8 protein-coding genes are annotated in these 15,657 nt (G+C 62.5%); 4 read left to right on the top strand and 4 right to left on the bottom strand.

Going from position 1 to position 15,657, the window contains the following annotated elements; genetic code table 11:
* Positions 1-105: 105 nt before the first annotated feature.
* On the top strand, positions 106-1,944 hold the full coding sequence (locus RX331_RS35905; protein WP_317254291.1) for an AMP-dependent synthetase/ligase: 1,839 nt from the start codon (positions 106-108) through the stop codon (positions 1,942-1,944).
* 91 nt (positions 1,945-2,035) lie between these two features.
* On the top strand, positions 2,036-3,235 hold the full coding sequence (locus RX331_RS35900) for an ABC transporter substrate-binding protein (RefSeq protein WP_317254290.1): 1,200 nt from the start codon (positions 2,036-2,038) through the stop codon (positions 3,233-3,235).
* 225 nt (positions 3,236-3,460) lie between these two features.
* Here RX331_RS35900 and RX331_RS35895 read toward each other — a convergent pair whose 3' ends face one another.
* The 4 genes from RX331_RS35895 to RX331_RS35880 form a co-directional block, all read right to left on the bottom strand.
* Positions 3,461-4,381 carry a transporter substrate-binding domain-containing protein gene (locus RX331_RS35895; RefSeq protein ID WP_317254289.1) on the bottom strand — a complete coding sequence of 307 codons (921 nt, stop codon included), beginning with the start codon at positions 4,379-4,381 and terminating at the stop codon, positions 3,461-3,463.
* Entirely contained in the window at positions 4,378-4,656 is a 279-nt protein-coding gene (locus RX331_RS35890; protein WP_410708346.1) for a c-type cytochrome, read from the bottom strand. The genes RX331_RS35895 and RX331_RS35890 overlap by 4 nt, the downstream gene beginning before the upstream one ends.
* An 88-nt stretch (positions 4,657-4,744) precedes the next feature.
* Complete coding sequence (locus RX331_RS35885) at positions 4,745-6,409, bottom strand: methanol/ethanol family PQQ-dependent dehydrogenase (RefSeq protein WP_317254288.1); 1,665 nt, start codon at positions 6,407-6,409, stop codon at positions 4,745-4,747.
* Positions 6,410-6,664: 255 nt separating this feature from the next.
* Positions 6,665-7,471 carry a transglutaminase-like cysteine peptidase gene (locus tag RX331_RS35880; RefSeq protein WP_317254287.1) on the bottom strand — a complete coding sequence of 269 codons (807 nt, stop codon included), beginning with the start codon at positions 7,469-7,471 and terminating at the stop codon, positions 6,665-6,667.
* 595 nt (positions 7,472-8,066) lie between these two features.
* Between RX331_RS35880 and RX331_RS35875 the strand changes: the two genes are divergently transcribed.
* Positions 8,067-13,265 carry a VCBS domain-containing protein gene (locus RX331_RS35875; protein WP_317254286.1) on the top strand — a complete coding sequence of 1,733 codons (5,199 nt, stop codon included), beginning with the start codon at positions 8,067-8,069 and terminating at the stop codon, positions 13,263-13,265.
* 88 nt (positions 13,266-13,353) lie between these two features.
* On the top strand, positions 13,354-15,582 hold the full coding sequence (locus RX331_RS35870; RefSeq protein ID WP_317254285.1) for an adenylate/guanylate cyclase domain-containing protein: 2,229 nt from the start codon (positions 13,354-13,356) through the stop codon (positions 15,580-15,582).
* The last annotated feature ends 75 nt before the right edge of the window (positions 15,583-15,657 follow it).

Raw genomic sequence — 15,657 nt, 5'->3', positions numbered from 1 at the left:
TTGGCGTTACGAACGAATTCGAGCTAAATTCGAGCCCTGCTTTTGACCCGAGACCGGCTCAAGACCGGTGGCAGATAGCAGGCGACAGAGGGAGGATGAGCGCGCATGGCGAAAGCTGCAGTGCTGACGGTCGCCGACACGATCGCGAGGAGCTTTCTGAAGTCCGTGGAGACCCGCGGCGACCGCCCGGCGATCCGCGAAAAGAAGTTCGGCATCTGGCAGGCGACCAGTTGGCGTGAATGGCTGCAGATATCCAAGGACATCGCTTACGGCCTGCATGCGAGCGGCTTCCGGCCGGGCGACGTCGCCTCGATCATCGCCAACGCCGTGCCCGAATGGGTCCATGCCGACATGGGCATCCTCTGCGCCGGCGGCGTTTCCTCGGGCATCTATCCGACCGATTCCTCATCGCAGGTCGAATACCTGATCAACGATTCCTCGACCAAGGTGATCTTCGCCGAGGACGAAGAGCAGCTCGACAAGATCCTGACCTGCCGTTCGCGTTGTCCGACGCTGCAGAAGATCGTCGTGTTCGATATGGAAGGCCTCAGTGCGTTCAGCGATCCGATGGTGTTGTCGCTCGCCGAGTTCACGGCGCTCGGGCGCAACCATGCGCAGGGCAGGGAGGCGCTGTGGGACGAGATGGTTGGAAGCCGCCGTGCGGAGGATCTCGCCATCCTCGTCTATACGTCCGGCACCACGGGCCCACCGAAGGGCGCGATGCACTCCAACCGCAGCGTGACGCACCAGATGCGCCACGCCAACGATCTGTTTCCGTCGACCGATTCCGAGGAGCGGCTGGTGTTCCTGCCGCTCTGCCACGTCGCCGAGCGGGTCGGCGGCTATTACATCTCGCTGGCGCTGGGATCGGTGATGAATTTTGCCGAGAGCCCGGAGACCGTCCCGGACAATCTGCGCGAGGTGCAGCCGACCGCCTTTCTCGCGGTGCCGCGGATCTGGGAAAAATTCTATTCCGGAATCACCATCGCGCTGAAGGACGCGACCACGTTCCAGAACTGGATGTATCGCAATGCGCTCGCCGTCGGCAACCGGATCACCGAGTACAAGCTGCAGGGCGATACGCCGCCGCTGTCGCTGCGGATAGCGAACCGCGCCGCCTATTGGCTGGTGTTCCGCAATATCCGCCGCATGCTCGGCCTCGATCGTTGCCGGCTGGCCTTCACCGGCGCGGCTCCGATCGCGCCGGATCTGATCCGCTGGTATCTCGCACTTGGCCTCGACATGCGTGAGGTCTACGGCCAGACCGAAAATTGCGGTGTCGCCACGATCATGCCGCCCGATCGCATCAAGCTTGGCTCGGTAGGCAAGGCCGCACCCTGGGGCGAGGTCGCGATCTCGCCGCAAGGCGAAATCCTGATCCGCGGCGATTTCCTGTTCATGGGCTACCTGAACCAGCCGGAGAAGACCGCCGAGACCATCGACGCCAAGGGATGGCTGCACACCGGCGACGTCGGCTCGATCGACAATGAAGGCTTTGTGCGGATCACCGACCGGATGAAGGACATCATCATCACCTCGGGCGGCAAGAACATCACGCCGTCGGAAATCGAGAATCAGTTGAAGTTCTCGCCTTACGTCTCGGATGCCGTCGTGATCGGCGACAAGCGGCCATATCTCACCTGCCTCGTCATGATCGATCAGGAGAACGTCGAGAAGTTCGCCCAGGACCACGACATTCCCTTCACCAACTACGCCAGCCTGTGCCGTGCGCAGGAAATCCAGGACCTGATCCAGCGCGAGATCGAGGCGGTCAACGCCAATTTCGCGCGCGTCGAGACCATCAAGAAGTTCTATTTGATCGAGCGCCAGCTCACGCCCGAGGATGAGGAACTGACGCCGACCATGAAGCTGAAACGCAGTTTTGTGAACAAGCGCTATGCAGCTGAGATCAACGCCATGTATGGCGAACGGGCGGTGGCATAAGCGGAATTTGGGACCAGAATATTTGAAAACGGCGAAGGATCGAGAAGGCCCCACCCTTCGCGCAACACGGGCCAAGGAAGAGGAGACTGCAATGTCGAAATCGTTCAAGGTGCTGGGCCTTGCGGTGAGCGCCCTTGCGCTGACGCAATTACCGGCGGCCGCCCAGACCAAGGTTACCGATCAAGGCATCTCGGCGAGCGAGATCGTCATCGGCACCCATCAGGACCTGTCCGGCCCGATCAAGGTCTGGGGTGTTCCGGTCTCCAACGGCATGAAGATGGCGGCCGAGGAGATCAATGCCGCCGGCGGCATCCATGGCCGCAAGATCAAGCTGATCCTGGAGGACAGTGGCTACGATCCGAAGCGCGCCGTGCTGGCGTCGCAGAAGATGGTCGAGCGTGACAAGGTGTTCGCCATGGTCGGTCCGATGGGCTCGCCCACCGTGCTCGCCGCGCAGGACATCCTGTTCGACGCCGGCGTCCTGCAGCTGTTCCCGCTGACAGCCGCCGAATTCACCTTCAAGTTCGATCCTGCCAAGCCGCAGGAGCGGCTGAAGTTCAACAACCTGCTGCCTTACGTCGAGAGCACCCGCGCCGCCGTCAAGTACATGATGGAGACGAAGAACTTCAAGAAGCCCTGCATCATGCATCAGGACGATGAGTACGGAAAGAACGTGCTTGACGGCTTCACCCAGCAGCTCACCGCGATGAAGGTGACGCCGGCGTCGGTGACGAGCTACAAGCGCGGCGCTTCCGACTTCAGCGCGCAGGTCGCCAAGATGAAAGCCGACGGCTGCGACATGGTCGTGCTCGGAACCGTGATCCGCGAGACCATCGGCGCGATGGGCGAAGCCAAGAAGCTCGGTTGGGACGTCACCTTCCTCGGCGCGACGCCGACCAACGTGCTGGAAGTGCCGGCGCTCGGGAAGGAAGCCGTCGAAGGTCTCTATGCGGCGTCCGGCTTCGAAATCCCCTACGAGGACACGGCAAAGGGCAAGGTCAAGGACTGGCTCGCCAACTACAAGAAGATGTTCGGCTCGGACGCCAACACCCAGGCGATCATCGGCTACAACGCCATGATGACCTTCGCGTTCTACGCCGACAAGGCGGGCAAGGACCTGACCGGCCAGAAGATGATGGACTCGCTGGAGTCAGGCGAGAAGTTCATGGACATCTTCAACTCGCCGCCGACCAAGTTCTCCAAGACCGACCATCTCGCCAACACCATTACCCAGGTCCAGCAGGTCAAGAACGGCCGCTGGGTGCTCGTGAAGGAAGGCCTGATGTTCTAACGGAGCGGTTGGCTCGGATCATACCGGGCTGAGCAACATGGGGCTGCGTGAAATGAAATCGCGCAGCCCTTCCGATTCTAACGTCATTGCGAGGAGCCAACGGGTCGCGCGAATGCGCGCCCGATGACAGGCTCCGCGGCGAAGCAATCCATCTATCCCGGTGCGGAGAGGTGGATTGCTTCGCTTGGCTCGCAATGATGGACAATGAGCGCTGTCGCGCAACCCTTACTGCTGCAGCACCCTCAGCAACTGGTCGCCGAGAATCGCGGGCTCCACCGGGGGCAGATAGGTGAGGCCGGCCGCCTTGGCGAGCTCAGCGATCGTTCCTGCCGCCTGCAACTCCGAGAGCGCCTTGTTGACCAGGACGATGAGCGCCGGATCGCTGGCGAGGCCGACATAGCCCCTGTTGATGCCGATCGGATAATAATATCCGGATGCCGTGAGCTTGCTGTCCGGCTGCGCGGCGCGGTGGGCATCGAAGCGGCGCAGGTCGAGCAAGGTGGCATCGAAGTCGCCGCGATTGAGCGCGCCGAGCAAATCGTCCCGTCCTGGAACCAGATGGGTGATGTCGTCGATCAAGCGTCCCTTGTCGAACGTCATCAGGATCGCATCGCCCAGTGTGCCGCTTTCGATCGCGATACGCAGCCCGGCGAGATCGGCGATGCCGGCGATCTTGCGGTCACGTGCCTTCTCGCTGAGCACGACAGTCAGCGGCGAATAGATATAGGGTTGGCTCGGGGCCAGCACGCCGACCGGCACGCGGCGGCGGCGGTCGTCGCGGGTCGCGCCTTCGAAATCCGGCAACCTTGCCGTCTTGATGCCGGGCACCACGAGCGCGTCCCTGGTCAGTGCATAGCTGCCGACCAATGAACAGCGGCCGTCGGAGAGTAAGGCGTTGGCTTCGAGGGCCGGACTCGAGGTTTCGTCGAGCTTGCTTTCGAACCACTGGATCTTGAGCGGCCGCCCCAGGCGAGCGGCCACCGCCTCTGCAAGCGTGACGTCGAATCCGCTGTCGGGCTTGCCGCGCTGGTGCAGCGAAAGCGGCGGCACATTCTCATCGAGACAGATTTTTAGCGGATCTTCAGCCGCGAGCGCTGTCGTCGCCGTCGTCAGCAATGCGGCCGCGACGGCCACCCGACGCTTCATGGCTTCCTCCGGCTCGATACAAAAGCCCAGATCTCCGCGATCTCCTGATCGCTCAAAATGTCTTTCCACGGCGGCATGTTGTTCTTGCCGTGCTTCACGGTGTTAACGAACCGCGCGTTGTCATCGGGGAATGCGCGCAAGTCGGGCGCCACCGTTCCCGCCGTCACCATGTTCGGGCCATGGCAGTGCGAGCACTTCTGCGCATAGGTGGTTCGGCCGGGAGCAATCAGCGCCTGATCGCTGACGGCCGCTTGTTGTTGTGCGGTGGCCGGCATCGACATCCACGCGATGGCCGTCACTGCGACGGCGGCAACAGATGCCGCCGCCGGTTTCGATACCTTGTCAGTCATCCGCGTTCCGCGATCAGTTCTTCACCGCGAACACCCACAGCGAACCGCCCGTCGGCACGTTGGCAAGACGCTCATCGCCGGAGAAGATCGAGTAGACGCCGCCATACCCGCTGGTGACGGCGATGTACTGGACGCCGTCCTGCTGCCAGGTCACCGGCTGTCCCTCGATGCCGGAGCCGGTCTGGAAGCTCCACAGCTTCTTGCCGTCGTTGGCGTCAAAGGCGTCGAACTCGCCGGTCAACTGGCCGGAGAACACGATCCCGCCGGCGGTCGACAGCACGCCCGAGAAACGCGGGATGTCGCTTCCCACTTCCCACTTCGCCTTTCCGGTCATGGGATCGATGGCCTTGAGATAGCCGCGCGGTCCGTTGGGCCACGCCCAGACATCAGTCAGGTCCATGCCGAGATACCATTCGCCTTGCTTGAAGACGGCCGGTTCGGCCTTGTAGTTGCCGCCGATATTGAGCGTGTTGGCGTAGGCGAGGCCGGTCTGTGGATTGTACGACATCGGCTCCCAGTTCTTGCCGCCGAGGATCGACGGCTGAACCACGACTTTCTTGCCGTCGCGGGCGTCCTTGGAGACGTCGGTCTCGATCGGGCGTCCCGTCTTCATGTCGATGCCACTGGCCCAGTTGACCGTCACGTAGGGATTGGCCGCGAGCAGTTTCCCGTTCGTACGGTCGAGGACGTAGAAGAAGCCGTTGCGATTGGCGTCCATCAACACCTTGGTGGGCTTGCCCTCGATGGTCATGTCGGCCAGCACCATCTCGGCGACGGCGTCATAGTCGAACGGATTGTTGGGCGAGAACTGATAGTGCCATTTGATCTTGCCGGTCTTCGGCTCGAGCGCCAGCACTGCGCAGGTGTACAGATTGTCGCCGGGACGCACTGCCGCGTTGAACGGCCCCGGATTGCCGACGCCCCAATACACCGTGTTCAGCTCCGGATCGTAGGAGCCGGTAATCCAGGTCGATCCGCCGCCGAGCTTCCAGGTGTCGCCCTTCCAGGTGTCGCCGCCGGGCTCCTCGGGGCTGGGTATGGTGTGGGTTCGCCACAGGCGCTTGCCCGTCTCTGGATCATACCCATCGATGAATCCGCGGGTGCCGAATTCGGCGCCGGAGATGCCGGTGATCACCACGCCGTCCGCGACCAGCGGCGCCACGGTCATCGAGTAGCCTTCCTTGATGTCGGCCGCTTTCTGCCGCCACAGTTCCTTTCCGGTCTTCATGTCGAGCGCGATGACGTGGGCATCGAGCGTGGTGCGGAACAGCTTGCCATCATGAATTGCTGCGCCACGGTTGATAATGCCGCAACATACGATGCGTGGTGTCTCTGCGGGATACTCGACCTTGGTCTTCCAGATCTGTTTGCCGGTCTTGGCATCGACCGCCATCGTCGCGTTGTGGCTCGTGATGTAGATGACGCCTTGGTATACCAACGGCTGCGACTGCGCGCTTCGATCGTCGGCGAAGCTGTAGTTCCACACCGGCACCAGGTTCTTGACGTTGTCCTTGTTGATCTGCGTTAGCGTGCTGAACCGCTGCAGATTATAGCCCATGCCGTAATTGAGAACGTTGGCTGTATCGGCCGCTCCCTTGACCAACTGCTCGGTCGTCTGAGCGCTTGCACCGAGTGGCGCAAGAAATACAAGGCTTGCGGCAATCGCAATGCTCTTCATGCTGTCCCTCCCAATGAACTTTATGCGCGCCTATTGTCTGGCACTGTGAGCCAACATCTTCCTGAAACGGGAAAGCGTCAATACGAAAGTCGAAGTTCGCGCGCGAAGCGGCGCGCGAAATTTAGTCTCATGATGTTTCGGAATGCGATAGGCGTACGGCTGCACCGCACCAAGGATTGCGCGGTGAGGAATATCCGGCAAGGAAAGCAGATTGTTGCCGATTGTCGTCGCGCAATATTTGCGCGCGGTCAGTCGTCAGTTGACAAATTCGAGCGGCTGATTTGCGGAGGCGGCCAGAGAGCTCGTGACGAGCGAAACTGCAGACGTCCGGTTCGAGGCCTCGGCGAGCAGGGAAGAATCGGCATATCGCATTACGCCGTGCTGGCCGATGACGAATCTCGGCCGCAAGTTCCTGACGTCGGCATCCGCAACCATTGCCATGCGGCGGTTGTCGAGCATCAGCCAGCGCCCGTCGAGCCGCGCGGCGGCGACTGCGTGGTCTTCGCCGCTGATGGTGTCGTGCAAGACCACGATCCTGAGATCGTCGGGCGCGAGGCCGGCGCGGCGCAACGCGACGAATTTCGCAATTGCATAGTCCTCGCAATCGCCGCCGCCGCGGGCGAGCGTTGCGAGCGGCGATGTCCAGACATCGATCAGGCCGTGCTGCGCGACGTCGCTGATCGGCCGGATCGCGAGGTTGATTGCCCGGTTGATTTCGCCGAGGCGGGCGCGGCCGTCGCGCTGGCGGGCCGCATCGACGATGTCGAGGAATTTCAGCGCGGCCTGGGATGCGCAGCCGTCACGGTCGCCTTCGCAGAGCGCGAGCTGCACCATTTCGTCGTCGAGGCGGCGCTGTACGCCGAGCCACCTGTCAAGCAGTCCGCCACTGGTGAGGAAAAAAGTTGCGAGCCCGAACGGCTCAGCCGATGGCTGGACCTCGACCGGCGCCACCATCACCGGCGGGTCCGCGGTCTCAGCCCGCAGGCCAGCCGGCCCGAACCAGGCCAGGCCGCACGCCACCATGCCCGCACGCCATGCGCGCGCGTAGACCGACAACCCCATCTGACGCCCCTTGTCCAGGCATCGGCGGGCTGGAACTGCCTGCGCGTGACCGGATCATTTGCAGGGGCAGGATGGGCGGGTGGGCTTTTGATCTGCTTAAACCGGGCAGTGCCGGCGGCCGAGTTGCGAAACAATCTGAATCCGGCCTTACCGTATTGCGGATAATTTATATCGACGGGCGGTTATGCCGTCCGTCACGGCGATCGAAATTAACCCTGCCGTGACGCCCTTCCCGATGCGCGAGTACAACCGGTTGCGGATGCTGGAAACGCACGCGGGCGCCCGTGGCGGATCTGGCCCTTCATCTGTCCAGGAAGCGGTGGTCGGTGCGGTGCGGCGACGATAAGTTATTATGAATGTTGGTCTTTGTCCGGGGAAAGGCCATGCCCGTTTTCCGGTCGGCGAGGCAACATTTTGGCCTTGCCGCCGCCATATTCCCGCCCGACAACGTTTTCCGGACCTTTTTGACCTGTGGCCGACATACACCATGTTGAGGGTGTTTGCGGCATGAGTACTTTTGTGTTGGTTACCTGCGTGGTATGAAAATCGCGCAAGGAAATTTAATAATTCTTAACCATTTTGACGTGGTGCCCCATTGAACTACGCCGGCAAATTCGGATCGGGCGGACTTGATCCCCTTGCCGGCACGGACATTGACCTTGGGTCGCTGTCACAGCACGGCCATCTTTTGGCTCCCGGCAAGTTTCACGTCGACAAGGTTTCGACACATGCGCCGTCCGACGCGATAATTATTTCTGATGCTCATCTGCTCTTCCATGGCGACTTCAAGCGGTCCGGCGTCGACCTCGTCCTGAGCAGCGGCGAGCACGAGGTGGTGCTGCGTGACTACTTCAAGAGCGAGAAGCGCGCGGCGCTGGCCTCGCCCGACGGCGCCCATCTCACCGGCGACATCGTCAGCGCCCTGAGCGGTCACACGCAGTTGGCGCAGGCCGACGGCAGCGCCAGCGTTGCGCCGGCCATCATCGGGCACGTCACCAAGCTGACCGGCAACGCGACGGCGATCCGCAACGGCGTATCCGTCATCCTGAACCAGGGCGACACCGTCCACAAAGGCGACGTCGTCCAGTCCGGCTCGGATTCGACGCTCGGCATCACCTTCATCGACGGCACCGTGTTCGGCCTCGCCTCGAACGCCAGGATGGTGCTCAACGAAATGATCTACGACCCCGACGGGTCGGACAATAAGTCGCTGCTCAGCCTGGTCCAGGGCACGATCTCCTTTGTGGCCGGCGCCACCGCCAAGAAAGGCGATATGAAGGTCGACACGCCGGTCGCCACCATGGGCATCCGCGGCACCGCGGTGCTGGTCGAGATCGACTTCGAAGTGCCCGGCCAGGGCGTCGCGCCGCCGGCGAAATTCCAGGTGCTGGTCGAACCCGACGGCACCACCGGCTCCTACATCCTCTACGACAAGACCACGCTGACGCAGATCGCCACCGTCAACCGGGCCGGCACGCAGACGATCATCAACGGCCAGGGCGCGGTCAGCTTCCAGTCCTCGGTGCAGCTGTCGCCCGACGCGCAGAAGATCATCAGCGATGTGTTTTCGCTGAAGTTCACCGACCTGAACAACCCGAACACCAAGCTCACGACCAACTTTACCGACACGATCCAGCCGGACACGCTGTTCCTCAAGCTGGCGAGCAACAGCGTCGTTCCGGTCACGCTGCAATTCCTCAACATTCCCGAGCGAATTGTGGCCGGGCAGGATACGCCCCCGGTCGAAAAGCTCGTGCACATTCCCGGGCCGCCGCAGGCGGCCGCGTTTGGCGGCGCGGTGTCCGAGCGGACCGGTGTCACCGCTAACCCAGCCGTCGACACAGTGTCCGGCACAGTGACCTATCTCGACGTCAACGCTGGCGATACGCCGAGCGTCAGCACGCAATTTTCGTCCTACACCTACAAGAATGCACAGGGCGTCGAGGTCACGGCGACGCTGACGGCGCAGCAAAAGGCGGCGATCGCTGCGGTCGAAGTCCCGCTGGTCGTGACGCAGGACTCCCACGGCAAGAACTTCGGCACTGCGACCTGGACCTATAACGTCCCAGATGGCGCGTTCGACTTCCTCGCTGCCGGCGAGACGCTGACGCTGACCTACATGGCGCGGGTCGACAACAATTACGCGCCGAGCAACGAGACGACGTTCGTGCCGTTTACGATCGTCGTCACCGGCACCAACGACAAGCCGACGCTCTCCGCGACCGGCGGCGAGATCACCGAGCGGATCGGCACCGGCAATACGGCGGTCGATACTGTGACCGGCACCGTCACCTTCGCGGACGTCGACCTGACCGACCGTCCCGTCGTCAGCGCGGCGATCTCCTCGAGCGATCCGTTCCGTTACTACGACGCCGAGGGCAACGATGTCACCGCGACGCTGACCCCGGAGCAACTTGCGGCAATTCTCGCCGTCGAGGTGCCGCTCAGCGTGGTACAGACAGCCGGCAACACCAATAACGGCACGGCGACCTGGACCTACAGCATCGAGGACAGCAAGTTCGACTTCATCGCCGAAGGCGAGACGCTGGTCCTCAATTACATCGCCAAGGTCGACGATGGCCATGGCGGCGTCGTCTCCATCCCGATCACGGTCACGATCCAGGGCGCCGACGTCGTTGTGGTCGGCACCAACGACGTGCCGACCATTGACACCACCAGCGATGGCTTTGCCGAGCTTTCGAGCCCCAGCCAGCCGAACCCGACCGGCTCCAACGCGCTCCATGTCGCGGCCGGCACCATCACCTTCACCGACGTCGACCTGACGGACCGGCCGGTGGCGAGCGCGGCCTTCACTTCGTTCAGCTACCTCGACGCATCCAGCGTCAACATCACCTCGCAGCTCACGGCCAAGCAGATCGCGGCGATATCAGCCGTCGACGAGCCGCTGACGGTGGTGCAGGCCGCCGGCAATACTAACAACGGATCGGCGAGCTGGAGCTACAGCGCGGCCGATGGTGCCTTCGATTTCCTCGCCGACGGCGAAATCCTGACGCTGACCTACACCGCGACCGTCGACGACGGGCATGGCGGCGTAGTGACCAAGCCGATCACCATCACCGTCACCGGCAGCAACGATACCGTCGAAATCACCAGCGATACGCAAGTTGCGACCATTGCGGAACAAGCCGACACCCACGGCTCCGTAACGCCGGATACGGCAAGCGGCGCGATCACGTTCATCGATCCTGACCTGACCGATACGCATCAGGTCAAGATCACCGGCGTCCACGCCCTCGGCGTGACGAGCGGTCTTGCCAATGGTGCGGTCCAGCTGAGCTGGCTGTCGCTGGGTGCGTTGAGCGATGCCACCGACGGCGTGCAGGGTTCGCAGGTCTGGTCGTTCTCGGCGCCGGACAGCAATTTCGATTATCTCGCCGACGGCGAATCCGTCACGCTGACCTATACGGTTGAGATCAATGACAATCATGGCGGGGTCGTTTCGCAGGACATCATCGTTACTATCAACGGCAGCAACGATGCGCCCGAGATCGCCGGCATCGCGCAGCAGAACCTCACCGAGCAGACCGACACCTCGGCCCTGACAACGACGATCCCGGTCACGTTCATAGATCGCGACCTGTCGGACGTCGGCCATACCGCCAAGATCGCCGCCGTGCAGGCGTCCGGCGTTACTGCTGGCCTTGCGCTCGATGAGGCCGCGCTGATCGCGTTGGTGACTCCGGGCGCGGTGAGCGAGGCAGCCGGTTCGTCCGCAGGCTCGGTCGACCTTTCCTTCTCCGCCGCCTCGATTGCTTTCGACTATCTCGCCAAGGGCGAGGTCCTGACGCTGACCTACACGGTTGCGATTGACGATGGCGACGGCGGCGTGACGCCGAGAACATTTGTCCTCACGGTTACCGGCACCGACGATGCGCCGGTGATCAACGCCATCGCGCAGCAAGATCTGACCGAGCAGACCGATACCGCGCCGCTGCTCGCGACGATCCCCGTCACGTTCACCGACGCCGACCTGACGGACGTCGGCCACACCGCGGCCGTCACCGGCGTTGTCGCGTCCGGCGTCACGGCCGGCCTTGCGCTCGATGAGGCCGCGCTGATGGCACTGGTAACGCCGGGCGGCGTAACCAAGAATTCCGGCTCGTCATCAGGCTCGGTCGACCTGTCGTTCGCGGCAGCCTCAACCGCATTCGACTATCTGGCGAAAGGCGAGGTCCTGACACTGACCTACACGGTCGCGATCGATGATGGCGACGGTGGCGTTAGCTCGAAGACGTTCGCCATTACCATCACCGGCACCAACGACGCTCCGGCCATCGCCTCCGACGGCGGTGGCGAGACCGCGATGATCTCGGTCCCGGAGAACACCACGTCTGTCACGACCGTGCAGGCGAGCGACGTGGATAGTTTATCGCTCAGCTATGCGATCCTCACCGGGGCGGATTCGCCGGATTACGCGAAATTCATCATCGATCCGCATACCGGTGCGCTGAGCTTCAGGGATCCGCCCAACTTTGAAAATCCGGCTAGCGCTGCCGGCAGCAACGTCTATACGGTGCAGGTACAGGTGTCGGACGGGGCCGGCGGGTATGACGTTCAAACCATCACCGTCACGGTCGCCGATGTCGCGGAGCCGCCGGTGGCGGCGGATGATTCGGTGGCCACCACCGAGGATTCTTCGGTTACGATTGCGGCCGCGACGCTGCTTGCCAACGACGTAAGCAACTCCGGCGGCACGCTGAGCATCGCCTCGGTCAGCGCGACCAGCGCCAAGGGGGCAACCATCGAGATGTCGGGTACCAACGTCATTTACGACCCGACGTCCGCTACCGCGCTCCAGGCGCTTGCGGCCGGCGAGAAGACGACGGACACGTTCACCTACACCATCGACGATGGCCATGGCGGCACCGCTACCGTGACCGTGGAGCTCACGGGCGTCAATGACGCGCCGGTCGTGCATGACGGTCTATCGGTCAAGGAGGCGAACCTGGCGAACAATCAGGGCGTGCTCGTTTTCGATGGCCACGTCTTCTTCGGCAACAGTGAGTTGACCGTCAGCGACGCCGATCACAACGCCCGGTTCGGCATTGCCGTTACCAGCGTCGACAATGCAAACGGCTATTGGGAATATGAGACCTCGCCGAACGGTCCCTGGATCAAGATCGAACTCGGCGCGGGCCAGGCGCTGCTGTTGTCGGCGGACGCGAAGGTCCGCTTCAGCGGCGCCGGGAGCGGCGACACGGAGCGGCTGACGTTCAAGGCCTGGGACGGCACCGACGGTTCGGCATCCGGCGCAATCATTTCCCTGCACGACACCGGCGGATCGACAGCCTTCAGCAGCGGCAGCTATACGATCGGCGCCAAGAATGTCAGCACCGACACCACGCAGCTCTCGATTACTGAAGATCCGCTCGGCGGGGCCACGACAGTTTCCGATACCGTCAACTTCGTCTTCCAGCAGGATGAAGCAGGTTCCGTGACGCAGACTGGAACCTCGGGCAAGGACATCATTTTCGCCACCAGCCATGACGACATTCTTACCGGCGGCGCGGGTGCCGACCGGTTCGTGTTTGCGCCGGCGAGCAATTTCAGCCACGACACGATCACCGACTTCAAGCCGGGCGAGGATACGATCGATCTTCGCAAATTCGCCGAGGTGGATTCGGACAATATTGGCGCCTGGCTGGCCAGCCATGTGGCGACGGCCGGCGCCGACACGGTGATCACGCTTGCTACCCACGACACTATCACCCTGAAGAATATCGCCATCGCCAGCCTGCACGCCAGCGATTTCATCGTGTCGCCGCATCACTAGATGCAGCTTTCCGCCTTGCGCTAGCCCGTGATATCGATGTTACCTTCTGGCTAGTCTGACGCTGTCAGTTGGCCGAACATCGGAAGCCATGAAGCGGATACAGGCGTTACCAAGGTGGTTCAAGCGGCGCATCGGCTTTGCCCGGCTGCTTTGCCTCGTGCTGCTGGTCGGGTTCGCCGCCTTGCGTGTCGCCGATCCGGCGCCGGTCGAGGAAATCCGCGTCAGGACCTTTGATGCGTTCCAGCGCATCGACCCGCGCAAGAAGACCGTGCGCCCGGTCACCATCGTCGATATTGACGACAAAAGCCTCGAAAAGCTCGGGCAGTGGCCGTGGCCGCGCACGCGGATCGCCGAACTGATCACCGAACTGACGAGGTTGGGTGCCGTGGTGATCGCGTTCGACGCGGTGTTTTCGGAACCTGATCGGCTCAACCCGGATGTAGCGGCCGAGGCCTTCCCGCAGCTCGACGAGGAAATCCGCGCCAAACTGCGCAAGCTGCCGAGCAATGACCAGATTCTGGCCGAAGCGATCAAGAAGTCGCGCGTCGTGCTCGGCGAGTCCGGGCTGCCGGAGGAAATCGCGGCCCTCGACAAAACGCTACCGGTCACTGGCGTTGCGATGCTCGGCGAGGAGCCGCAGCGCTTCATGTTCGAATTTCCCGGCCTGTTGCGCAACGTGCCGGTGCTGGAGCACGCCGCCGCCGGGCGCGGCCTGTTCACCATCAAGCCTGAGCGCGACGGCATCGTGCGGCGGGTGCCGATGATCATGCTGGCGCAGGGCCAGACCATGCCGTCGCTGACATTCGAGATGCTGCGTGTCGCCACCGGATCGGGCACCATCCTGATCAAGGCGGAGAAGGGCGGCATCAAGAGCCTCAGGATCAAGAGCGTCGAGATCCCGACCGATAAGAACGGCCAGCTCTGGGTCCACTATGCCCGCAACGACGCCTCGATCTACGTTCCCGCCGTCAACGTGCTGGAGAAGAACGTCGCGCCCGACATGATAGCGGGCAAGCTGGTCTTGATCGGCACCTCGGCGGTCGGCCTCAACGATATCAAGACCACGCCGGTCGCGCGTGCCATGCCAGGCGTGGAAATTCACGCCCAGGTGCTGGAAAGCGCGCTGACCGGCGCGGTGATCTCGCAGCCGATCTACGGCATTGTGCTCGAATTCGCGGCGGCGATGCTGTTCGGGCTTCTGGTGATTGCGTTCGCGCCGCTGTTCGGTCCGGTCTCGCTGGTCATCGTCGGCGGCGCGTTCGCAAGCGTGCTGCTCGGAACCTCCGCCTATTTTTACACGCAGCACCGGTTGCTGATCGACTTCACCTATCCCTTGATGTCGACCACAGCGGTCTACCTCACGCTTATCTTCGCAGCCTTCGTGCGCGAGCAGCAACAGCGCAAGAAGATCCGCTCGGACTTCGCGCAGTACATGTCGCCGGTGTTGGTCGAGCAGATCGCACAGCATCCTGAAAAGCTGGTGCTCGGCGGCGAAGAGCGCGAGATGACCATCATGTTCTCCGACATGCGTGGCTTCACCTCGATCTCGGAGACCTACAAGGACGATCCGCAGGGCCTGACCACGCTGATGAATCGCTTCTTGACGCCTCTCACCAACGCGATCCTCGCGCGCAAGGGCTATATCGACAAGTATATGGGCGACGCTATCATGGCGTTCTGGAACGCGCCGCTCGACGACAAGGATCATGAGCTCAACGCCTGCGAAGCGGCGATCGACATGCTGGAGCGCATCGACCAGCTCAATCAGGCGCGCGAGCAAGAGGCAAAGGAAGAGGGGCGCCCGTTCATTCCGCTAAATGCCGGCATCGGGCTCAATACCGGCATCTGTGTGGTCGGCAATATGGGTTCCGATCTCAAGTTCAACTATTCGGTGTTCGGCGACAGCGTCAACGTGGCCTCGCGTCTGGAAGGCCAGTCGAAGGAATACGGTTTTCCGATCATCGTCGGCTCCAAGACCGCGCTCGCGGTCAAGGACAGATTCGCGATCCTCGAGCTCGACTTCATCATGGTAAAGGGCAAGAAGGAGCCGGAGGTGATCTACGCCATCGCCGGCCGCGAGGACGTCGCACAGTCCGGCCGCTTCCAGCGCCTGCGCAACCTGACCATCGAGATGCTCGGCTGCTACCGCAGCCGCGACTGGGAAGGTGCGCTGGCTGCGATCGAGCGCGGCCGCAAGACCGACGAGGCCCATGCGTTGGAGCTGCTCTACGATTTGTACGAAGCCCGCATCCGTGGCTATGTCGACAACCCGCCGCCGGAAGACTGGAGCGGCGCATTTGCGTTGCTGACGAAGTAGTTCACTCACAACTGTCGTCACCCGCGAAAGCAAGTGATCCGGTACACCGCGACGTCAGCGAGTTAGCCGAAAAGC

The sequence above is a fragment of the Bradyrhizobium sp. BWA-3-5 genome (assembly GCF_032917985.1).
GTDB lineage: Bacteria > Pseudomonadota > Alphaproteobacteria > Rhizobiales > Xanthobacteraceae > Bradyrhizobium.
This window is presented reverse-complemented; position numbering and strand designations above follow the sequence as displayed.